This is a genomic window from Parasegetibacter sp. NRK P23 (genome assembly GCF_023721715.1).
Taxonomy (GTDB): Bacteria; Bacteroidota; Bacteroidia; order Chitinophagales; family Chitinophagaceae; genus Parasegetibacter.
Genome location: NZ_JAMDLG010000001.1, coordinates 2,269,311 through 2,291,293, shown reverse-complemented (window position 1 = coordinate 2,291,293; position 21,983 = coordinate 2,269,311). Strand labels below are relative to the sequence as shown.

The window sequence follows — 21,983 nt, the reverse complement described above, 5'->3', positions numbered from 1 at the left end:
TTCGTATCGGCTACTTTCATTGCCCTAAGCTGCTTAAATTTACCAGGATAAAAATTCAGCCGCCTTCATTAACCATTTTGTATGAAAATAGCCATCGCTTCCCCGGTTTATCCTTTGTCTGTAACACATGCTCTTGCTGAAATGGAAAAGCTCACTATGGACGCCGCCGGACAAGGCGCTTCCATCATTTGTTTTCCGGAAACGTTTATACCGGGTTACCCACTTAAAACGGATGATCCCTACCAGGCTCCGGATAAGCAGGAATTGGAATCGGCGCTTGAAACTGCCTGTAAAACAGCGCTTCGGTATCAAATCGCCATCATTCTTCCCATGGATTGGTATTCGGAATCGGGCCTGCAGAACGTGGCGCAGGTGATTTCCGCATCGGGGGAGTGGCTCGGTTTTCAGGCTAAAGTGCAGTTGGATCCTTCGGAAGATCATATCTGGGTGCCGGGAACGGAACGGCGTTTATTCGAGACCGGTGGGCTGAAGTTTGGGATATCCATTTGCCATGAAGGGTTTCGTTATCCGGAGACGGTTCGTTGGGCGGCTGTTAACGGTGCCCATATCGTGTTCCATCCGCATTTTGCGGGCAGCGATATTTCGGGCAGAAAGCCGGAACAGTGGGGGAGTATGGAGCAGCCTTACTACGAGAAGGCGATGATGATGCGCGCGTTGGAGAATACCATTTATTTCGCGAGCGCTAATTACACCACAAAATTCCCTGAATCGGCCTCATCCATCATCGCGCCGGACGGTGGGTTGATGGCGCATCAGCCCTACGGATTGCCCGGTGCGCTGGTCGCGGAGATTGATCTTTCGAAGGCGACGGGTTTGTTGGCGAAGCGGTGGAAGATGGCATAGGTTACTTTTTTATCAAAGCTTGCTTTTCACAAAGAAGTAACTTATACAGTATGTTCAGCGTTTAATCTGCTATTTTAACTTCTCCCAGTATGCCGTAAGCATTTGTGGCGTAATTGTCTCCCATCCGGAATGCCAGGTAGGCCGATTTGGTATAAATCGGATGCACTGAAGTTTCGACCACTACTCCTCCATTATTGCTGTAATTGTTTGCTGCGGTCACAACCATGTAGTCGTCCGTGTTGGCAACAGGTGTGATTCGCGTGTAATACCACACATCTTCCTGCATGAGTGTAGACCCATTGAAGCTATTTTTGGTAGTAAAAAAAGTCAAATCTTCGCCTTGTATTGAAGGAGTACCATCGTTGGTCAATGGGTTGTATTTGACCTGAACAACGAAAGCTGCAAACTGGCCGCCGCCATTTCCTTTCCATTTAAAGTACAGTGATTTTCCACTGAAGGGCAGTGCAGTTTTCGTTTGCAGTCTTGCACCGTTTCGGTAGCTTTGTCCGTGGATTTTTACTCCTTCGGTTGTGGTGTGGTATGTAGTGGAACCTGAATCCAGCAAATCAAGCGTTTGGAAACTGAAGGCATTCCAGCCTTTAGCAGTTATAACCAACGTGGTGTCTTTAACAGGGGCATAAATAATTTCTGTTTCCGTACTTTTTTCACAAGAACTGGCAGCAATCATTACGACAAGTGCTGAGCATAGAAAAAGGCTACTTCTCTTCATAGACGTTAAGGGGGCTGAATTGAGCATTTAAGATACATATATAATGGGAAAAACTGTGTTGACGGCAAAAAAAAAAGGCTGGAGAAAACTCCAACCTTTAACTCTCGTGCCCAGAACAGGAATCGAACCTGCACTCCCTTTCGAAAACCAGATTTTGAGTCTAGCGCGTCTACCAATTCCGCCATCTGGGCTTTTGCTCAACGGGCAGCAATATTACGGATTCCGGCTATTCTGTCCAAAATCCGCTGTAAGTATTTTTTCTTCAGGTAGTAATCTTTTACGCGCAGCAGCGCTTTTTCGGCAGCAGGATCTTCCGGGTCAGCGTCCAGATCTTTTTCAACAGTTTCATATAATGTTTTTTCGAGTGTGGTAATTTGTTGCGCCGTTTGCTCCACTGTGGCGGTGTTCCCTTCCATTTCGGCATCCGCCAGCGCTTCGTTGATGTCCATCATTTCCATCAGGAAATCGGGCGGGAGGGGGGCTTGTTTTTCTGTTTCCAGCAATCCTTTGGATTCCAGTATATAGCCGATGGTCGCATCCGGATCAAGAAGTGTTTTGTACGCTTTGTTGAGTTGGGCGGCTTTTTCGAGGTTAACCATCTGTTCTTCCTCCGATCCGGATGTATTGAAGTCGGGATGAAGTTCACGGCTCAAAGCGTAGAACTTCTTTTTCAATAAGGATGGATCCGTTTTGAAGGATGGTTTTTCGCCAAACAATTCGAAATACTGCATCATCAGGAATTTGTTCGGTGCAAAGGTAGCACGAAACGATGAGCTAAAACGCCAGGTAATAATCTTTCAGCAGTTCCCGGAATTCGGGGGTGTAATCGCCGTCCACTTTGATGGAGAGGGTATGTTCTGTAGGCGAGGGGTCGGGTGTGCGCGAAAATTGCACGATGGCCCGGAACCAGTTGTGTGTGGTGGTTTGTTGCACCAATAATGTTTCATGCAGGTGAAACCCCAGGGGCACGGCTATTTCCTTTACTTCTTGCAAACGGTGAAAGGGAAGGAGCAGACCGAAACTTCCGGAGTCGGAGAGCCACTGGTCGATCGTCTCCAGGAGTTGTTGCAAACTTAATGTGGTACTGTGTTTGGCAGCATCTTTACCGGCATTGCCGGACACGAGATCGCCTTCAAAAAAAGGTGGATTGGAAATGATGAAATCGTAAGAATGGGGGAACTGGTAACGCCGTACATCGCCGGGGAAGATGGTGATGCTGCTTTTCCAGGGACTATGGTCCACGTTGTCTTTCAGTTGCCGGAAAGCGTCCAGGTCTATTTCAATGCCATGTATACGCGCTTTGGTTTGTTGCGCCAGCATCAGCATCTGCAGACCGGTTCCCGCGCCAATATCCAGTATGGTGGCGTAATTCGGGACTTTGCGGGCAAACCATGCACCCAGGATGCATGCGTCTGTGCATACCTTCATGGCGCATTTACTTTGCTCTATGCGGAATTGTTTGAACTGGAACCAGGTGTTTGCCATAAGCAGGGCAAAAGTAATCAACGTCCGGTAATCTGCCCGAGTTCTGTTACATAACCCGGCCCAACGGGCAGGGAGACCTGGTTGCTGAGCCATACCTGTGTGCGTTCGATGCGGTTGATGTTGGCCGCGGCCACGATATAAGAGCGGTGGATGCGCACGAACCGGCCTTCGGGCAGTAGTTGCTCCGCCTCCTGGAGGGTAAGACGGGCCAGTATCTTCTGCGAACGGAGGTGAAAATGCACATAATTGCCGGCGCTTTGCAGGTAGATAAGATCGTCTAAAAGGATGCGTATCTGGTCGTAGCCGGACTTCACGAATATGTAGGGCTGCTCTTCAGGTACTTCTTTTGAAGGGTGTTGCAGTTTATGCAGGTGCAATGCTTTGTTGCAGGATTTCAGGAAACGCGCGAACGAAAATGGTTTCAGCAGGTAGTCGATCGCGTCGAGTTCAAAACTTTGCACGGCATGTTCGCTGTACGCGGTGGTGAATACCACCATGGGCGGCGACTGCATGGATTTCACCAGTTCCAGCCCGGAAATATCGGGCATCTTGATGTCCAGGAACAGCATATCGGGCGGGTCCTGCTGAATGTGGTGCAGGGCTTCCAGCGCGTTGGTGAAACTGGCTTTCAGTTCCAGGAACGGCACTTTCGAAGCGAGTTGCCTGATCACTTCCAGGGCCATCGGTTCATCGTCTATTGAAATCGCGGTAATTGCTGCCGTTTGCATACTGTGCTAGTTTTTCTGAAAATAGAACAGGCTTGTTTTGATGCTGTTCCAGAATTTACGGATAGGGCCGGGCTGTTGTTTCCATGCTCTGAACTGTTCGGATGCCTGTTCGCGGCGCCATGCGTCTATCTCGGCCAGTACCTGTTCCTGCAGGAGTTGATCCTGTTGGGCGGCCTGTTCGTAGAACTTGTTTTCCATGGCTTGCCTGGCGCCGCGTTCCAGTTGAAGGGTGGTGCGTTGGGCGTTCACTGCGTCGTTCAGTTTCTCTTCGTACAAACCCGAGGGCATCATCAACTTGGTTAACAGGGGCATCAGTTCTATGAGCATGATGAGGAAGATCACGAGCCGGTAGCGGTATTGAACCGGGGGGTGCAGCAGCATCAGGTCGTCCAGGGTTTCAATGCGGATCAGGAATCCGTCGTTCAACCCTTTTTCAAATTCGGCCATGCGTGCGGCAATATGTTCTTCCGTTCTTTTTTCTTTAGCGAGGGCGGAGTCCAGCATGGGTTGCTGTTCCCGCTTCCATACAATCAGGTCTTCTTCGGCCTTCAGCCAGGCCAGTTTTTTTACTTTGGCGATGGTGTATTCGCCTATTTTGCCGGAGCCTCCGGTGCCGTCGGTCTCGCGGATATAGCCGCTCTTCAGGTCGGCGATCTCCTGTTCTCTTCTTTTCTGTTCATTCCTGATGCGTTCAATTTCCGTTTTGGCCTGTTGCAGGGTGATGGCGTTTTCCTGGCGCACCTGCGCGAGGTAGGCCGTAGTTTTTTTCTCTTTGATCACCGGCAAATGCGCATCCACATCTTTTTCGAATAACCACAGTACAACGGGTTGCGACAGAAAGAAACCGATGGTGAGCGCCAGCACGATCCGGAACGCCAGGGGCAACAATTTGTTCTTTCCCCCATTGCTGTTCATGCCTGCGATCAGTCCCCGGTCGATGGTGAGGATGATGAACCCGAAGAACAATGCGCACGGAATGATGAGCAGTGATTCGGTGAGCAGCGTGGAGAAGAAATAGCCCCAGGCCAGCGTGGCGAAAATCCAGGTAGCCATTACCGTGTACCCGATGATGGAATAGCGGAACCTGTCCGGGCCGCAATCTTTCATCAGTTGGGGGTCGGCGGCGGCCATCCACCAGAGGAAGCGGTCCCAGCCCGAATTTTCGTTACCGGGTTGTGATGGTGAGGTGAACGAAGAATTCATCGGGGGTTTGTCGGATGTTGAGTGCATGGTGTTGCGGGTATAATAGGTTTAAACGTTGTTTTACATTTTCAAGCCCGATGCCGGAACGGTCCTTTTCGGGATCGGATTCATCTTTCCTGTGGATGCTGTTGTAGGCGTCGAAATACACGTGTTGAGCATCACAGGATAAGTTGATTCTTATCCATGATCTTTCCTTCAGGCTGATCCCGTGCTTGAACGCGTTCTCTACGAACGGTATCAGCAGCATGGGCGCTATCTGGTGGTCACAGTCTTGTTCGTGAACGGTAAAGTTGATGTCGATGTCGGGCGATTGTTCGGTGCGAAGTTTTTGGAGGTCGATGTAATGTTGAAGATAAGTAATTTCTTCTTCGAGTGCAATTTTTTCATGTTGATCTTCCTTTAACATAAAGCGCATCATATCGCCCAGTTTCTGCACCCCTTCGGCGGTACGGTCCGCGTTTTCCTGGAGTGCCGTGCCGTAAATGGTATTCAGCGCGTTGAACAGGAAATGCGGGTTGATCTGTGAGCGGAGAAAATCCAGGTTGGCGGAAGAGGTGCTGACCGCGGTTTCCAGTGTATGCACCTTTGATTGCTGCTCCTGTCTGATATTGTAATAATATTTGCTGAGTGGCCATATAATGAAGGCGGGGATAATAGCGGCTGAAATGAAAAGCAGCATAATGATCTCTTCTCGGTGGAAACGGACGGCGATGAAATAGAACATCATCGGCAGTTGTGATACCAGCAGCAGAAAGAAAGAGGGTAGAAATACTTTTCGTTTTTTGCCATGTTGTTTGTAGCGGGGAATGATGCGGTACACCCAAAGGAAAAAGAATAAAATGAATACCGGAATTTCATAGATGAAGAAGAATTGTACCACACCAAGATGCCCGTTGGAGAGAATGAGCATTACGGCTGAAAGGCCCATCCACAGCATGGCTGCAACCGTGATCTCTCTCAGGATTTTCTGCTCTTCCTTTTTACCTGCGAGATGTTCGTTGTGTATCCATTGTACGAAGGTCTTTATGATGTAATAGCTTCCAATGGCCAGCATCACCAGAATGCTGTAACTGAACGCGCTTTTCAGCCACAATATCCTGGCGGTGGTTCTTGAAGCTGAACTGATGAAGAAATGTGTATTGGAAAGATAAGAGGCGAAGAAGAACATCGTGAGCAGAAAAAGGCCGCTGAGGAAAATGGTGAGGACACCATAATAAGGTTGTTTACCCGATTGGAGTGCGGGAAAAGTTCTGTAATTCAACAAAAGGAAAACCACATATGATGCCAGTACCTGCAGGATGCGCGGGGCCATCAGGTGTTTGATGTAATCAAAACGGACGGCCTGGCCCATGTCCTCATCAGCGGGGATTTCCAGGTAGTAGCCGGAAGGCTCCGTGATGCCCTGGTACGACAGCAGGAGCAGGTAAGTGATAAGGCAACTTGTGACGAGCCAGAATTCAAATTTTCGCAGGTTCATTTCGGAAACTTTCCGCAAGTATATTGCAGTTCCGTGTATTCTACCACGGTGGTGTGATGAACCTGCCTATCGGTGTGATAAAATGAAACCCGGTGTGATTTACCAGGTGGCCCTTGCGGAAGGCGTTACGTCCATGCCGCTGAAGTCGCCATCCAGGTATTTGTAATGGGCTGTAATGGCGATCATCCCGGCATTGTCGGTGCAATATTGAAAAGCGGGGATGAATACGTTCCATTTTTTCTTTTCACCCAGGGCGGTGAGCGCGTTTCGCAGCCCGGAATTGGCGGATACGCCACCGGCGATGCACAGGTTTTTGATCCCTGTTTCTTTCGCCGCTTTTTCCAGTTTATTCAGCAGGATGCTCACGATCCTGTGCTGGATGGAAGCGCACACATCATTCATGTTATTGGCCAGGAAATCCGGGTCCTTGGTCTGTTGTTCCTGCACGAAATAAAGTATGGCTGTTTTCAGTCCGCTGAAACTGAAGTTAAGTCCGGGTATCTGGGGTTCAGGGAACCGGAATTTGAGCGGATCGCCCAGTTTGGCGTATTTATCGATGAGCGGGCCGCCGGGGTAGGGCAGTCCCAGTATTTTTGCGGATTTGTCAAATGCTTCACCTGCGGCATCGTCCAGGGTTTCGCCGATTACGGTAAGGCGGTTGGGCGCATCGCAGCGCACGATCTGCGTGTGGCCGCCACTTACGGTAAGGCAAAGGAAGGGGAATGCCGGTTTGGGGTCATCGATCAGGTTGGCGAGCACATGCGCCTGCATGTGGTGCACGGCGATAAGCGGAATGTCCAGTGCAAGGGCAAGTGATTTGGCGAACTGCGCGCCCACGAGCAATGCGCCGATCAGTCCGGGTGCCTGCGTGAAAGCGATGGCATCGAGTTGACGCATTTCCACCCCGGCTTCTTTCAACGCGGCGTCCACTACGGGAACGATGTGCTGAAGGTGGGCACGGGAAGCGAGTTCGGGCACCACGCCACCATATTTTTCGTGAACGGTTTGGTTGGCGATAAAATTGGAACGGATCACCCCGTCCACCGAAACGGCGGAGGAGGTTTCATCGCAGGAAGATTCTATGGCGAGTATGGTGGGCACTGGAGGAGGTTTGATGTGCGAAATTACAAATTACTTCGTTCTGATGGCCACCACCGGATCCAGCCTTGCGGCTGTCCGGGCAGGAATGATACCTGAAAGCACGCCGAGCAATATACAAATACTGATGGCCAGTGCCAGGTTTTGTATGGAAACAAAGATGGCGAAGCCGAAGGCGGCGCTGAGTATTTTGGTCAAAATGAATACGAGCAATACACCTACCAGTCCACCAATGATGCAGAGGAAAGCCGATTCCAATAGAAATTCGGTGAGGATGATGGATTTTTTCGCCCCAATAGCTTTTTTCAGGCCGATCTGGCTGGTTCTTTCCCTAACGGTCACGAACATGATATTGGCTACGCCGAAGGCGCCTACAATAAGCGATAATGCCGCGATGGCCCAGCCCCCGGCGTTGATGGAACCGAAGATGGAATCAAGGAAGTCGTTGGCGGCGGATATTTCGTTGAGCGCAAAATTGTCTTCCTGGGTGGGAGAGAGTTTCCGGATGGAGCGCATCACACCGGTCAGGTCTTCTTTTAAGGCCTGAACGGGCAGGTCCTCGGCGCCTTTGGCCATCAGGATACCGCCGGCGTATTTTTCATTGATAAGCGCGCGGGCGAACAGGTAGGGCACGATCAGGATATTGTCGAAATCCCATCCCCCGAAGTTGCTCTGGCCGTATTTTTTCATCACGCCCACAATCTGCACTTTTCTGCCTTTGATGGTGACTTCCTTGCCCACGGCCCTTTCGGGGTTGCCGAAGAGTTTTTCAGCGTTGGCATAGCCCAGTACCATGGCGTTGCTGCCGCTGAGAAAATCATTGGCGCTCAGGTAGCGGCCATAAGCCACGTCAATAGGTTGGATATCGCTGTATTCTTCGGTAACGGCATACCAGGTTACGTTGTTCAGCTGAGATTCCTTGTATTCCACGTTAGAGCCGCTGAACGTGATAAAGGCCACGTTTTGCGCAAGGGACGATCTTTTTTTGATGAATTCCAGTTCTTCGTATTTGGGGTTTGGCCGGTTGGCGTATTTCCACCAGGAATTGGGACCGCCATCGTCGCCCCAGGGTTCTTTCTGGATGTAAATGGTATTGGCGCCCATGGAGGATACGCTCTCCTGGATATTGTATTTCAGCGAACTGATGGTGGCCAGTACACCGATGATGCAGAATATGCCGATGGTAATGCCAAAAAGGGAAAGGAAGGTGCGGAGTTTGTTTACCCGCAACTCCTGTAAAGCCATTTTAAAGCTGCTCCAGAGTACTTCGAGGATTTTTAGCATACCCAAATATAGGACTTGGGCATTTTATATTAAAATTTGAAGGATAAGCGGTGCCAGGCCGGTATTTTCAGTTGCTTTTCACCGTCGCCTCATTCACCTTAAACACAAATCCCACCCCATAAATATTGCTGATGCTGATGTCGGGATTGTTCCCGATGTATTTGCGGATGCGGGAGATGAATACGTCCAGGCTTCTGCCCAGGAAATAATCGTTCTGCCCCCAAAGCCGGGTGAGTATCTCCGCGCGTTTGATCACCCGGTTGGGGTGGTTGAACAGGTATTCCAGGAGTTCGGCCTCCCTTGGGGTGAGCGTTACTTCTTTCTGTCCGTCGATGATTAATTTGAGGGAGTCCTTGTGGTAACGGAGGTTGCCCATTTCCAGCACGTCGTTTTTTTCGTGGAAGGCGCCCGACTGGTTCCTCCGGATGATGTTCCGGATGCGGAGCACGAGTTCGTCAATATCGAAGGGTTTGGTGATATAATCGTCCGCGCCCAGTTTTAACCCCGCAATACGGTCGGTTTTTTCCCCGCGTGCCGTGAGGAAAAGGAACGGTATCTTGGTGTTCATCGACACGATGCGTTCCGCTAACTCGAAACCATTCATCTCCGGCAACTGGATATCGATCAGGATGATATGGAACTGGTAGGGCGATGCCTTAAAGGTTTCGAGGGCCTGCAAACCGGTTTTGCACCAGGCCACTTCAAAATCCATCACTTCGAGGTATTGTTTTACTACGTTCCCCAGATCGTGTTCGTCTTCAATCAGTAAAACCTTCGCTTTCATCACTAAAATTTATTGTACCCGTTTTATTTAAGCGGGATCATTATGGTAAAGATACTGCCTGTTCCGGGTTCGCTGGAAACGGAAATTTTCCAGCCGTGGGCATCTACGCATTCTTTTACATAGAACAGGCCCAGGCCAAGCCCACGGAGCGGGTGGGAATAGCTGTTCTTTTCCCGGTAAAATTTTTCAAAAATATGCCGGATGTTTTTGGGTGACATACCCATGCCGTTGTCTTGTATAGAGAGTACCATGTGTCCTTCTTCTTCCCGCGTGGCAATCACCAGTTCCTTTACATCGCTTTCATTGTATTTGATGGCGTTGTCGAACAGGTTCATCACCATGGTGGTGAAGTAGAATTCATCCAGTAATACCCGTTCCTGCTTTAAGGTATTGTTGTAAATAATATTAACGGGTGTATCACCCAGTTTCAGCCTGTAATCCGTAATGATGCCCTGGATCAGTTCGGGCAGCAGGTATTCTTTTTTGTCGAGATTCCTGTTTTCCATCAGGGTAATGTCCAGTACCTGGTTGAACAACCTTTTCAGCCTGTCGGCCTGCCTTGCAATCACTTCCGCCAAAGAAACGATGTTCTCCTTTTTCTCCATGATGCGTTCGTTGCGCAGGTTCTTGTTCGCGACGATGATGGCGGAGAGCGGCGTATGGAACTCGTGGGTGATGTTATTGATGAAATCCGATTTCATTTCGGCCAGCTTCTTCTGGCGGAGCCAGTTCCTGAAAGTGAAGAAGAACAGCACCAGCATAATCAGGATAGAACCCAGCGACAGGCCAAGTGTTAACAACATGCGGCGTACGATCTCCATGTTTCTTTTTACCGTATCCACATACAACGTAAAAGTAACACCGTAATTAAATGCTTCAGGACTGCTCACCGTGAAAGCCGATACATTGTTCTGGCTGTTGAGGTCCTTCAGGTTACCTCCGATCAGGATGCCCGTGGGCGACTGAATATTTTTTGAGATATAGGGCGAAACGAATTTCTTGTTGTAAACGGAGAGGTATTTTACATCGGAAAGCACGATGTGCATGTCATCTATCCGTAAGGCATATTCGAGAGAATCGGTGATGTTGTTTTGCTTCTTCACCTCCTGGATCAGTTGTCCGATGTTTTCTTTCCGGATCAGTTCGTGGAAAATGGAATCGGCCAGTTTGCCCACATAAGGATTCAGCTTTGCCGGCGCGAACTGCCGCAGGGAATCCATATAATACAACTTCGGGTTCAGCATGGAATCAATGATCTTTCTGCCACCGGGGAAAACCTTATCGTTGCGTACACTCAGTCCATACTTTTCTTTCAGAATGCCTTTTTCCGAATAATAATACCGTTCATTGGTCAACTGGTAAGTGTTCCACACCAGGTAGAACTGTACGCAGGCCAAAATCAGGAAGCTGATAATGGCGATGATCCGATAAGTGTTCAGGGATTGTTTCATAACCTTTCCGGAGTTTAAAGTAACGGCAAATTCCGCGGAGCGCCTTCAAATTTAAAATCCGTTAACATTCCGTTTGAATTCCGTTGACAACAAACCGGGCCGCCCTTGAATAATTTGCCTACATAAATAAAACCGGCTAATTGTTATGAGAAGAACAACGATTTTGTTGCTCCAGGCAGCGCTTTGCCTTTCTTTTTCCAGTGTACAGGCGGGAATGCTCCCGGTAGAACCCAATGTTACAGAAGTTACGCGGCAACTGATCCGTTGGTACGACGCGCAAAAGACCGATAAGCCGGTTTACCTCTCTTCCCAGGCGGAAGGCGAAGCTTTTATTGACTGGCTGGCCAGTTGGAACACAGCCGTAGTCGATTCTTTCTCCACCCGTTTGAAAAAGAAGGAAGCGCCTTCTCCCGTATTGTGGAATACCTATAAAGAAACCGAACAGCAGTTGTGGAGAAGGTTCCAGGTATTCAAAAAGAACCACGAAAAATATAAGATACACATCACTTTCAACAACGACCCGGTATTGGTGCCCGTGGTCAAGAAGGTGGAAGCTTTCTTCTACGAAGTATATCCCATGATCCACGAGCGTTACGGCAAACGCGGCGGCAACGAAGGCTGGGAAGTATATGTGCGCTTCGACCCGGAACTCACCAATGTGCCCGCTTACGCCAGCGACGGCAAGCTTACCTTCAGCAACGAATGGTTCAAAAAGAACCCTAATGATATTGGTGTACTCACCCATGAGGCGATTCACCTGTTGCAGAAAGATTACCAGCGTGGCGTTCCCGGCTGGCTGGTGGAAGGCATGGCCGATTACATCCGTCACACCTACAAAAAGATCGCCCATGAAGCATTCCCGCTTCCTGCCGATACCAAAACAAGAAATTATACGGATGCATACCGGGTTACCGCCCGTTTCCTGAACTGGATGGAAGTACAATCGCCCGGGTTCAACGATTACCTGCACCACCGCATGATGCGCGAGCGCTACAATGAAGCCATGATTGAAGAGAAGATGGGCATGGGGCTGGATGCATTGTGGCAGCTGTATGCCGCAGAACAATAAAAAACAAACACATATACAACGATTCGCCAAATTCTACAAACCAAACAAACCAGTTTATGAGTAAAAAAAGAAGCGTTTCCCTTCGCGGTGGCAGTGCCGTGTTGGGAATAGGCCTTTTAAGCTTTAGCGCCCTTCTGATGCATGCGGACGCGAGGGCCGAAGGGCGTTCGGTGTACGCGCCGGAAGGCTATTTTCAGCAACCGCCCAGTTCGTTGTACATCGGAGGAACAGTACGCGACAAGTTGGGCACACCTATTTCCGGCGTTACCGTACGCGTGGTGGGAGCGGATTCCACAACGGGCGTAGCTACGGATGATATGGGAAAATTCTCCATTAAGGCTGATCCGAAAGGAACATTGGAACTTTCTCACATCAACTATAAAACATTAACCTACGCCATCAACAACGTAATTGACCTCGACATTACGATGGATGGCAAAGAGGGGAACATGAACGAAGTAGTAGTGGTGGCTTATGGTAAGCAAAAAAGGCTGAACCTGGTAAGTGCCCAGTCTACCGTAAATGTTGAAGAATTAAAAACACCTGTGGCCAACGTTTCTGCCATGCTGGCCGGTAGAATCGCCGGTTTGGTGGGCGTGCAAAGAAGCGGTGAGCCAGGTAGGGATGGCGCAGACGTATGGATCAGAGGTATCGCGTCGTTTTCCCGTTCCGGTCCGCTGATTTATGTGGATGGCGTACCCAACCGTGGAATCGGGATGCTTGAACCCGAGGATATCGAATCGGTAACCACGCTGAAAGATGCCGCCGCAGTAGCGATGTATGGTGTAAATGGCGCCAACGGCGTGATCCTGATTAAAACAAAATCGGGTAAGGCTGGTAAGCCGCAATTCAACGCCCGTTACGATCAGGGGATGACGGCATTTACCATGACGCCTAAGCTCGCCGATGGCGTTACCTATATGCAACTGGTGAACGAAGCGCAGATCGCCAGCGGATTTGCGCCGGGAGCCGTAAAGTATTCCCAGGATTATATCGACAGAACGGCCACAGGTGAAGATCCGTTCGTTTATCCGAATGTGGACTGGATGGATGCGCTGTTCAACGATTTTGGGAAGAATCGTCGACTTAACCTGAATGCCAGAGGAGGCGCGCAAAACGCAAACTACTATGTTTCACTCACCTATTATGATGAAACAGGGTTGCTTAAAACTGATGGATTGCAATCATACAATGCTGATACAAGATTCAAAAGGTATAACTTCACTTCTAACCTGAACCTGGACCTTACCAAAACCACAAAGTTTGAATTGGGCGTTCAGGGTTACATCAGTAACGCGAACTATTCAGGCGAAAGTTCTTCTTCCGCTTTCGCGCAAGCGATGCAAATTACACCGGTAGTGTTCCCCATCATGTACCCTGGAAACATTGTTCCCGGCGTAAGTTCCCAGGGCGACCAGCGTAACCCTTATGCAGATATCACGCAGAGAGGCTTCAGCAATACAGCTAACTCCCAGTTGTATACTAACCTGAGGGTAAACCAGGACCTGGGTTTCATAACACCCGGACTTACATTTACCAGCATGTTCTCGTTCGATAATTTCGTTTCTCAAACCATTTCCAGAACAAAACGCAGAGATACCTGGTACGTAAACCAGACCACGCCGCGTAATCCTGATGGCACACTTAACCTGATCAGAACCTTTGCAGGAAACAACACGCTCGGTTTTGGCAGTGCCGTTGGAGGTAACAAAAGATACTACACAGAAAGCGCTATCAACTATACAAAAGATATTGGCAACAGTAACATTACCGGTATGGTATTGTACAGCCAGTTGGATAATACCACCACATTTACACCTGGCAACCTGCAGGCCTCTATCCCAAACAGAACGAGGGGTATTTCAGCAAGAGGTACCTATGCTTATGACAGCAGGTATTTTGTTGAGTTGAACATGGGTTACAATGGTTCGGAAAACTTTGCCCCCGATAACAGGTATGGGTTCTTCCCTTCGGTTGGCCTGGGATGGGTAGTATCCAACGAGAAGTTTTTCGACAACATCAAAGATTATGTTCAGTTCCTGAAATTCAGGTATTCTGATGGTTATGTGGGTTCAAGCAACGTGAACCGTTTTGCCTTCCTGTCATTTGTTACACAGTCGGCTGCCGGTTACACTTTTGGCGGAGCTGGTGCGCGTGCCTCCACTTCAGGAGCAGCAATAGAGCAATACGGAACTTTCGTGCAATGGGCGGAAGGAAGGAAAAGAAACCTTGGGCTTGAATTCAAAGTGCTGAATAATAAACTCTCCTTTATTGTAGATGGTTTTCATGAGCGCCGTACAGGGGAGTTCCTGGCCCGTGGAAGCATTTCTGATATAGTTGGTTTGCTGAACGTTCCGCCTGCTAACGTGGGTATCATTGAGAACCGTGGTATTGACGGGCAGGTGGAAGCGATGGGTATCAACATTGGTAAAACAAGACTCACCCTCAGAGGTAATTTTACCTATGCCATCGACAAAATTATTGACAACGACCAGCCCGAACAGAAGTATCCCTGGTTGAACAGGTATGGCTGGAATTCTTTGTCAAGATTTGGTTACACAGCTCTCGGGCTGTTTAAAGATGAAGATGATATCGCAAAAAGTCCGAAGCAGGAAGTGGGTAGTACTCCAAGACCCGGCGACATTAAATACAAGGATTTGAACAATGATGGTGTGATCAACGCCGATGATATTCAAAGGATTGGTCGCGGAGATGTTCCCGCCATAGTATATGGATTTGGTACGAGCCTCACCTGGAAAGATTTTTACATCGATCTGTTTATTCAGGGCACTGCGCTGGCCGACAGGATGATTGCTGGTGATGGTGTGATTCCCTTCAACAACAGTACCGGTGCCGACAGAAGTAACCTTTTTGCTGCAGCCGTAGACCGCTGGACACCGGATAACCCTAAGGAGAATCCGCTGTATCCAAGACTGGGCTGGGGCACACAGAACGCCAATAATGCCGTAGCAAGTTCATGGTGGGTGAAAGACGTAGGTTTTGTGCGCCTTAAAACTGCTGAACTCGGTTATAATATCCCTAAAAAAACATTCAGCAGCATAGGTATAAAAAGCGCACGTGTTTATTTGCAGGGTGTTAACCTTTTAACCATCAGCAAATTTGACCTGTGGGATCCTGAACTGAATACCAACAACGGTACGATTTATCCCAACATCACAACAGCATCTATCGGTTTACAGGCAAGCTTCTAATGCGGCCTGAGTACATTCCAAAAAATTGAATCAATGAAATTCATATACAACGCACTTATCATTGCAGCTTTGGCGACCGGGGCTGGTTCTTGCGCAAAAGGATTCCTGGACCAGGTGCCAGATGACAGGTTGACTATAGAAGCGATCTTCCTGCAGCGCAATACCACGGAACAATTTCTCGCCAACGTTTACAGCCAGATGCCCGATGAATCGGATGGCCGTTTCGCGCCGACAAATAATAACGGCCCCTGGACCGCGGCATCGGATGAGGCTAAATACAATTGGACCTTCGTACAGGCGAATAATTTCAACAATGGTTCCTGGAACCCTACTTCAAGTATTGTACGGGCTTACTGGCGGAACTATTACATGGGAATCAGGAACGCTACGTACTTTATCCAGAATGTGGACAAATGTCTCGACCTTCCAGCAGAACTCCGTAATCAGTACAAACATGAAGCTAGGGCCCTGAGGGCGATTTACTATTTCTACCTGGTAAGAACTTACGGTCCGGTGGTAATGCTGGGCGACCAGATGCTTTCCATAGACGCTACGGCTGATGAACTTGCGCTTCCAAGAAGTTCCATGGATGAATGTGTTAATTACATCGTAAACGAATTGGATGCGTGCGTCGCGCAACTTCCTTTGGTTCCCATTTCCAACGACCAGTATGGCCGCGTGAACAAAGCGGTGGCCATGGCTTATAAAGTAGAAGTGCTGCTGCTAAATGCAAGCCCGCTATTTAATGGGAATACAGACTACGCCGACTTGAAAAATAAGGATGGCAAACAACTGATCAGTCAGCAGTATGATGCTGAAAAATGGAAAAAAGCAGCGGATGCCGCCAAAGATTTTATCAATCAGTATGTAGTATCCGGTACCTTTGCGCTTTATAAAGAGAACGATCCTACTACAAACCAATTCAGCGCATACCTTTCCTGCAGAAATGTGATGCTCACTGATTGGGGAATTTCAAGCACCAACAAAGAATGGATCGTGGCCCGTCCCGGTTCAAACATGGGAAGCACGCAATATGAAAGAACGCCCAACCATGCGCAAACAGCTCAGATCGATGTGAAAGGTGGTGGCGCGCTGGGGGTTACGCAAACCATGGTAGACGCTTATTTTATGGCCAATGGCCGCAGCATCGATGATCCCTCATCCGGCTACATGAATACAGGGTTTTCCAACTTCCAGGCTCCTGGAGACATAGCGCCACGTCAAACTTATAACCAGTGGGTAGGCAGAGAGCCCAGGTTTTATGTGGGCGTTACTTACAACAACAGCCTCTGGCTTACCAGAGACTATGGTGAACTGGTTACCAATCTTGAAAGTTCTGGTAATTCAGGTGTTAAGGCCACCGCAAGTGATTTTAGTCCTACAGGATACGTTGTCAGGAAAAATGTTATACCCGGAAGCAGAAACTCCGCCTCCCGTGCGATACCAATGATCCGCCTTGCGCAGCTTTTCCTCAACTACTGTGAGGCGTTGAACGAATACAGCGCGAGCAACGCAAATGAAGTAATGACCTACCTGAACATGATCAGGGAAAGAGCAGGCGTTCCGCAATATGGTGGCAGCAGCCCCGACGCGCTGCCGGTACCTGCAGGACAGGCAGCCATTCGTGAGGCGATAAGGAAAGAAAGAAGGGTGGAACTCGCTTTTGAAAGCAGCAGGTATTTCGATACCCGTAGGTGGAAAATTGCCGAAACAACTGATAAAGGAGCCTTTAAAGGACTAAACATCAATGGCGACGGCACGCAGTTTTATAACGTGGTAACATTTGAGACCAGAGTTTTTGAAAAGAAACATTATCTGTTTCCTCTTCCTCAAAGTGAGATGAACATCAATACCCAATTGGTACAAAACACCGGATGGTAACTCCTCTCATAACCCTAAAAAAATAAAATGAAATCATTTATATCAAAAGCACTTTGCATTCTTCTGCTGCTGGGTGTATTTAACCACAGCATGGCGCAGGATATTACGGCGCTGGGAGGAACACTCACCGTAAACAGGGACAACTCAGGAGGACCAAACGCTGGAGAAGGATCCTTGAAAGTGGTAGACAATAATACCAGCTCCAAATTCCTCATCAACCCGTTCGTAAACCCTTTGTGGATGCAGTTCGAATGCACTGCTCCAGCTACAGCCGCCCAATATTCATTAACTTCTGGCGGGGATGCCCCAGGCCGTGATCCCAAAGACTGGCGCCTGGAAGGCTCATCCAACGGCACTGACTGGACCCTGCTCGATTCACGTACCAACCAAACCTTTTCCGGCCGCGGGCAAACAAGGATATTTGATATCGCCACACCTGCGGAATATAAGTTTTACCGTGTTACCATCACATCCGTTAATGGTGATCCACTCTTCCAACTGGCGGAATGGAGGCTGTTTGAAGCCAAAGTGCCCGTAGCGCCTACCGAACTTACCGGCACCGTACTCTCCGGAGCAAATATTAACCTGGCCTGGAAACGCAATGCCAACAACGATGTTACAGCGGTGATCGAAAAATCAACAGATGGTACCAACTTCGTAGTTGCGGGCACAACAAGCCCCACGCCATCCTCATTTTCCGTTATCGATCTGCAACCCGGCACCACTTATCAGTTCCGTGTAAGGTCAGGCAACAAATACGGTAACTCCGCTCCCTCCAATGTGCTCACATTACAAACGCGGAATATCAGCAGCGAATTGAAAAGCATCACACAGGATGGCGGAAAACTCACCGTATTGCTTGAACACAGCAGTGGAGCAGCCTCAGGTGAGGGATCTTCCAAGTTGATAGACAATAATAATTCTACCAAGTATCTCCCTTATAATTCACCATTCCCGGCCACAGGCTTGTGGATGCAATATGAAGCCACAGCGGCCTACATACCATCAGCCTATACCATTGTAACCGGTAACGATGCCACAGATCGTGATCCCAGGACATGGAGATTTGAAGGCTCCAATGACGGACAGAACTGGACGGTGTTGGATACGAAAACGAATGTTTCCATTCCGCAAAGGAACTTTGAACTCTTTGTTCCTTTAACCACTTCTGAAGCCTTCAAGTTTTTCCGTCTTTTCGTAACGCAAAACAATGGCTCCACAAACACAGTGGCTTCTTTCCAGATGTCGGAATGGAGAATCTGGGGCATCAACCCCAATGCGCCTATCGTTCCCACCAGTTTCCGTATAACGGGTAAAACGATTACTACTGTTGCATTGGCATGGAACAGCGCCGGAACAGCCGGTGTGGATATTCAGCGTTCTGAAAACGGAACAAGTTTCGCCGTTGTAGGATCCTCGGCAGCAGGAGCAACAACCTATACAGATGCCGATCTTTATGGTGGCACCCAATACTGGTACCGCATCCGCTCCAAAGGGCAACCGACGAATTCCGTTTGGACCGATACCATCAGTGTTACAACCGACTGGGATCCCGCACTTCCGCTTACCCCGCGTGACTTAACGGCCACCCCCTTGTCTGAAAATTCTATCCGGATCAACTGGAGCGACCGCTCCGCGAATGAGACAAATTTTGAGATTGAACGTTCCGCTAATGGTACGCTTTTCTCCCGCATCGCCACCGTAAATGCTGATGTCACCGAATACCTCGACCAGGATGCGGCACTTACCGTTGCCACACGCTTCTGGTACCGTATCCGGGCGATCAACGCCGCAGGTACTTCCTTCTATTCGAATATCGCCAATGCCGTGACACTTGGGCAGAATACAGCGCCCTCTTTCGATGTGATCGCGGATACCATGACCTGTAGCGCATCAAAGCAATATACGATCCCCGTTACTTCCATTACGCCTGGTGTTGAAGCCTGGCAGAATGTAGCGCTTACGGTAATGAGCAGCAAGTCAGGTGTATTAAGGCAGTTGGATGTGGCGACTGTAAATAACGGAGCTTCTGAAATCACATTTACCGGCAGAGGCGCCAGAACCGGAAGGGATACTACGTTTATAACTGTAGTGGCCACGGATAACGGCGGAACACTCAACGGGGGAAGGAACACCTTCTCACGCACCTTCCGCGTCATCATTAATCCAATCAGAGTTTCCATCACCGCTAACCCCGGCACACAGATCACCCGTTACAGCACTGCGCAGCTCACCGCATCAGGCGCACCCAATTACGCCTGGGATGATTCAGCAGGCATCATCAGTCCGCTCAACGGCGCTTCCATTACCGTGAAGCCCATGGTGAACACCACTTACAGGGTTACCGGAAGCAATGCTGAAGGTTGCACCGCCGATACCACCATCACCGTTCAGCTTTCCGCCGGCGTACTGGCTGAAGCCGTGAACATCCTTACGCCCAACGGCGATGGGAAGAACGACCGCTGGATTGTATGGAACATCAACAGGTATCCCGAAAACACCGTGAGCGTGTTCGACAGAAGCGGCCGCCTCGTGTTCCGTCAGCGCAATTATTCCAACAACTGGGATGGTACCTTCAACGGTAAACCACTTCAGGAGGGCGCTTACTACTATGTGATTGAGCTGGGCTCCGGTATTGAGCCACTGAAAGGAACACTTACCCTTATCCGCGAGAGAAAGTAACCATCACCACCAAAACCTACACAAATGAGCGTACGATCAATATACAAAAGCAGCATCCTGAAAGGCGTCTTCGCGCTGGTGCTGATCGGCGGCGGAATGGCCCAGGAAGCCTCGGCCCAGCTTAGCCCATTCGGAGCCTCCTGGTTCCAGAACCAGTACCTGAACAACCCCGCCATGTCGGGGTTGAAGGAAGGCACTTTGCTGAACGGCGGCTACCGCCAACTCGCATCCACCATCTCCGGTTCAGGTTCTTCCCAATACCTTACCGGTGAACACCGTTTCTCTAACCGGGTGGGTGTGGGACTGATGGCCGTAAACGATGAAGCGGGCCTGATCCGCAACACCACTCTGCGCGCTACTTATACCTACCACCTGCCACTGGAAGGAGAGAAGGGATTGCATTTCGGCATATCCGCCGGAGGCGCTTTCCAGTCCCTCGACCAGAAAGCGATGAGCGGTGAAATAGATGATCCGCTGGTGATCGGTTTCCAGGACCGCGGCTTCGATTTTGACGCCGATTTCGGCGCGGCCTATACCGATGGAAAACTTACCGTTCAGGGCGCTTTCCCCAATATGGTCACTTATTTCAGAAAAGGAGAAAGCGACCTCGTGAACAGGACCACTTTCTTCGCCGCCGCTTCCTACAAACTGAAAGTGGGGATCGAAGAAGATGAAGTGGGCGTGGAACCCAAACTCGGTTACCGCGGTATCCAGGGGCAGGAAGGCATCATCGATGGTGGTGTGAACCTTTCCTTCAAGCAGGAACTGCTGAACCTGTACGGCATGTACCATTCTTCCAAAAACCTGACTTTCGGACTGGGCATCCGGATCAAGGAAGTGGCGTTGCTTTCCGCAGCGTATACCACGCAGCCTTCCGGACTGAGCCAGGAAGTGAAAGGAAACATGGAGTTCGGCGTGCGCTTCCAGCTCAAGTAACCCTTGCTAATGTTTGAATACACCTGAGATGGGAGGGAGGCCCCTTCAAAAAGGGCTTCCTTTTCCATCTCTTTTTTATGAATCTAAACCTGCTTACTATGCGTATCCCCCTCAAGAAACTGGCCCATGGCCTTACCCTCGCGACTGTTTTTAGCTGTCTCATCGCGTGCGGACAAAAAAAATACGAAGGCATCCCGAATACCAATACCGGCGGTGGCTCCGGAACGGTAGACAATTCACCCCCACCTCCCGAAACCTGGCAGGAACATTGGTTCGAGCACAGGCAGTTGGTGAAAAGAGTGTACTATGATAGCTTGCTGGCACTTTATCTGGATGATGATGTGAACCGCGGAAGCACCACCTGGCTCACCAAACTCATCAAAGATACCTGGCAGTACACCCGTAAGGAATACAACTACGGCTATGGCCCAAGTCCGCGCCTGTTTGCGGTATTCCATGCCGACAAATACGGCGGCGGTCACCCGGCTTATTATTTTGACGCCGGCCACGATTACAGAAATGTCATAGATTGCGGCCTGGGTGGAAAAGATGCCTGGCTGAACCAGACCTGGCAGGAAAGGAACATCATCATCCATGAGATCGGACATATCGTGGAGAGCGCCAGCCTGAATACTAAAGGTTCTCCCGCTTTCAAGATATGGGGCGACAGCAAATGGTGCGAGATCTATATTTATGATGTGTACAAAGGATTGGGAAGGGAAGAGGAAGCGAAGAAACTGTACGACGAGATGATGGTGCAAACCGATAACTTCCCCCGTGCAGGAACACAGTGGTTCAAGAACTGGTTCTACCCGATCTATGAAAACTATGGAAAAACAAAAGTTTTGGTGAACTTCTTTGCCATGCTGAAGGCGCATTTTCCGAAAGATGCCAGCAACAAATTCACCCGCGATATGAACTGGGGTGAGTTCATTCACTTCTGGAGCGGTGCTGCCGGGGTGAACCTGAAGGCGCAGGCGACGATCGCTTTCGGATGGCCCGCTGAATACGAGGCCCAGTTCACCAAGGCGCAGTCCGATTTTCCATTGGTGCCCTATACCCGGTAATTTTTATTTTTTGATAAAAGGAACAACAACTG

Annotated in this window: 17 protein-coding genes and 1 tRNA gene; 7 read left to right on the top strand and 11 right to left on the bottom strand. The window is 49.4% G+C overall.

Going from position 1 to position 21,983, the window contains the following annotated elements; translation table 11 throughout:
• Window positions 1–81 precede the first annotated feature (81 nt).
• Window positions 82–864, top strand: coding sequence for a carbon-nitrogen hydrolase family protein (locus tag M4J38_RS09305; RefSeq protein ID WP_251759281.1), 783 nt, complete (start codon window positions 82–84; stop codon window positions 862–864).
• A 61-nt stretch (window positions 865–925) separates the two neighbouring features.
• Here M4J38_RS09305 and M4J38_RS09300 read toward each other — a convergent pair whose 3' ends face one another.
• The 11 genes from M4J38_RS09300 to M4J38_RS09250 all read right to left on the bottom strand — a co-directional run bounded on the left by M4J38_RS09300 (window position 926) and on the right by M4J38_RS09250 (window position 11,104).
• Window positions 926–1,594, bottom strand: a complete 669-nt coding sequence (locus M4J38_RS09300) for a hypothetical protein (protein ID WP_251759280.1) — start codon at window positions 1,592–1,594, stop codon at window positions 926–928.
• A gap of 107 nt (window positions 1,595–1,701) precedes the next feature.
• Window positions 1,702–1,785: transfer RNA gene (locus M4J38_RS09295), tRNA-Leu, on the bottom strand.
• Window positions 1,786–1,791: 6 nt separating this feature from the next.
• Window positions 1,792–2,328, bottom strand: coding sequence for a Fe-S protein assembly co-chaperone HscB (gene hscB, locus M4J38_RS09290; protein ID WP_251759279.1), 537 nt, complete (start codon window positions 2,326–2,328; stop codon window positions 1,792–1,794).
• A 40-nt stretch (window positions 2,329–2,368) separates the two neighbouring features.
• Complete coding sequence (locus M4J38_RS09285; protein ID WP_251759278.1) at window positions 2,369–3,022, bottom strand: tRNA1(Val) (adenine(37)-N6)-methyltransferase; 654 nt, start codon at window positions 3,020–3,022, stop codon at window positions 2,369–2,371.
• Window positions 3,023–3,096: 74 nt separating this feature from the next.
• Window positions 3,097–3,807, bottom strand: coding sequence for a LytTR family DNA-binding domain-containing protein (locus tag M4J38_RS09280; RefSeq protein ID WP_251759277.1), 711 nt, complete (start codon window positions 3,805–3,807; stop codon window positions 3,097–3,099).
• A 6-nt stretch (window positions 3,808–3,813) separates the two neighbouring features.
• The gene (locus tag M4J38_RS09275) at window positions 3,814–5,010 is read right to left on the bottom strand and encodes a DUF4407 domain-containing protein (protein WP_251759276.1); all 1,197 of its coding nucleotides are present in this window, start codon (window positions 5,008–5,010) and stop codon (window positions 3,814–3,816) included.
• Window positions 4,973–6,487, bottom strand: coding sequence for a sensor histidine kinase (locus M4J38_RS09270; protein ID WP_251759275.1), 1,515 nt, complete (start codon window positions 6,485–6,487; stop codon window positions 4,973–4,975). Before M4J38_RS09270 ends, M4J38_RS09275 begins: the two co-directional genes overlap by 38 nt.
• 99 nt (window positions 6,488–6,586) lie before the next feature.
• Window positions 6,587–7,588, bottom strand: a complete 1,002-nt coding sequence (gene tsaD, locus M4J38_RS09265) for a tRNA (adenosine(37)-N6)-threonylcarbamoyltransferase complex transferase subunit TsaD (protein WP_251759274.1) — start codon at window positions 7,586–7,588, stop codon at window positions 6,587–6,589.
• 30 nt (window positions 7,589–7,618) lie between these two features.
• Entirely contained in the window at window positions 7,619–8,869 is a 1,251-nt protein-coding gene (locus tag M4J38_RS09260) for an ABC transporter permease (RefSeq protein ID WP_251759273.1), read from the bottom strand.
• A gap of 67 nt (window positions 8,870–8,936) precedes the next feature.
• Window positions 8,937–9,653: a response regulator transcription factor gene (locus tag M4J38_RS09255; RefSeq protein WP_251759272.1), complete on the bottom strand. Its 717-nt coding sequence runs from the start codon at window positions 9,651–9,653 to the stop codon at window positions 8,937–8,939.
• Window positions 9,654–9,676: 23 nt separating this feature from the next.
• Window positions 9,677–11,104 carry a sensor histidine kinase KdpD gene (locus M4J38_RS09250; protein ID WP_251759271.1) on the bottom strand — a complete coding sequence of 476 codons (1,428 nt, stop codon included), beginning with the start codon at window positions 11,102–11,104 and terminating at the stop codon, window positions 9,677–9,679.
• A gap of 145 nt (window positions 11,105–11,249) precedes the next feature.
• Between M4J38_RS09250 and M4J38_RS09245 the strand changes: the two genes are divergently transcribed.
• The 6 genes from M4J38_RS09245 (at window position 11,250) to M4J38_RS09220 (ending at window position 21,951) form a co-directional block, all read left to right on the top strand.
• Window positions 11,250–12,173, top strand: coding sequence for a basic secretory family protein (locus tag M4J38_RS09245; protein ID WP_251759270.1), 924 nt, complete (start codon window positions 11,250–11,252; stop codon window positions 12,171–12,173).
• Window positions 12,174–12,229: 56 nt separating this feature from the next.
• The gene (locus M4J38_RS09240) at window positions 12,230–15,385 is read left to right on the top strand and encodes a TonB-dependent receptor (protein ID WP_251759269.1); all 3,156 of its coding nucleotides are present in this window, start codon (window positions 12,230–12,232) and stop codon (window positions 15,383–15,385) included.
• Window positions 15,386–15,418: 33 nt separating this feature from the next.
• Entirely contained in the window at window positions 15,419–17,266 is a 1,848-nt protein-coding gene (locus M4J38_RS09235) for a RagB/SusD family nutrient uptake outer membrane protein (protein WP_251759268.1), read from the top strand.
• A 27-nt stretch (window positions 17,267–17,293) separates the two neighbouring features.
• Window positions 17,294–19,948 carry a gliding motility-associated C-terminal domain-containing protein gene (locus M4J38_RS09230; protein WP_251759267.1) on the top strand — a complete coding sequence of 885 codons (2,655 nt, stop codon included), beginning with the start codon at window positions 17,294–17,296 and terminating at the stop codon, window positions 19,946–19,948.
• A gap of 24 nt (window positions 19,949–19,972) precedes the next feature.
• Window positions 19,973–20,884 (top strand): PorP/SprF family type IX secretion system membrane protein, encoded by a 912-nt coding sequence (locus M4J38_RS09225; RefSeq protein ID WP_251759266.1) that lies wholly within the window; start codon window positions 19,973–19,975, stop codon window positions 20,882–20,884.
• A 98-nt stretch (window positions 20,885–20,982) separates the two neighbouring features.
• Window positions 20,983–21,951 carry a hypothetical protein gene (locus M4J38_RS09220; protein ID WP_251759265.1) on the top strand — a complete coding sequence of 323 codons (969 nt, stop codon included), beginning with the start codon at window positions 20,983–20,985 and terminating at the stop codon, window positions 21,949–21,951.
• Window positions 21,952–21,983: the final 32 nt, after the last annotated feature.

Coding starts and splice junctions, on each gene's coding strand:
- M4J38_RS09260 (WP_251759273.1), bottom strand. CDS start 8,869: ATGCTAAAAATCCTCGAAGTACTCTGGAGCAGCTTTAAAATGGCTTTA.
- M4J38_RS09220 (WP_251759265.1), top strand. CDS start 20,983: ATGCGTATCCCCCTCAAGAAACTGGCCCATGGCCTTACCCTCGCGACT.
- M4J38_RS09270 (WP_251759275.1), bottom strand. CDS start 6,487: ATGAACCTGCGAAAATTTGAATTCTGGCTCGTCACAAGTTGCCTTATC.
- M4J38_RS09235 (WP_251759268.1), top strand. CDS start 15,419: ATGAAATTCATATACAACGCACTTATCATTGCAGCTTTGGCGACCGGG.
- M4J38_RS09255 (WP_251759272.1), bottom strand. CDS start 9,653: ATGAAAGCGAAGGTTTTACTGATTGAAGACGAACACGATCTGGGGAAC.
- M4J38_RS09300 (WP_251759280.1), bottom strand. CDS start 1,594: ATGAAGAGAAGTAGCCTTTTTCTATGCTCAGCACTTGTCGTAATGATT.
- M4J38_RS09230 (WP_251759267.1), top strand. CDS start 17,294: ATGAAATCATTTATATCAAAAGCACTTTGCATTCTTCTGCTGCTGGGT.
- M4J38_RS09275 (WP_251759276.1), bottom strand. CDS start 5,010: ATGAATTCTTCGTTCACCTCACCATCACAACCCGGTAACGAAAATTCG.
- M4J38_RS09240 (WP_251759269.1), top strand. CDS start 12,230: ATGAGTAAAAAAAGAAGCGTTTCCCTTCGCGGTGGCAGTGCCGTGTTG.
- M4J38_RS09285 (WP_251759278.1), bottom strand. CDS start 3,022: ATGAAGGTATGCACAGACGCATGCATCCTGGGTGCATGGTTTGCCCGC.
- M4J38_RS09250 (WP_251759271.1), bottom strand. CDS start 11,104: ATGAAACAATCCCTGAACACTTATCGGATCATCGCCATTATCAGCTTC.
- M4J38_RS09305 (WP_251759281.1), top strand. CDS start 82: ATGAAAATAGCCATCGCTTCCCCGGTTTATCCTTTGTCTGTAACACAT.
- hscB (WP_251759279.1), bottom strand. CDS start 2,328: ATGATGCAGTATTTCGAATTGTTTGGCGAAAAACCATCCTTCAAAACG.
- M4J38_RS09245 (WP_251759270.1), top strand. CDS start 11,250: ATGAGAAGAACAACGATTTTGTTGCTCCAGGCAGCGCTTTGCCTTTCT.
- M4J38_RS09280 (WP_251759277.1), bottom strand. CDS start 3,807: ATGCAAACGGCAGCAATTACCGCGATTTCAATAGACGATGAACCGATG.
- M4J38_RS09225 (WP_251759266.1), top strand. CDS start 19,973: ATGAGCGTACGATCAATATACAAAAGCAGCATCCTGAAAGGCGTCTTC.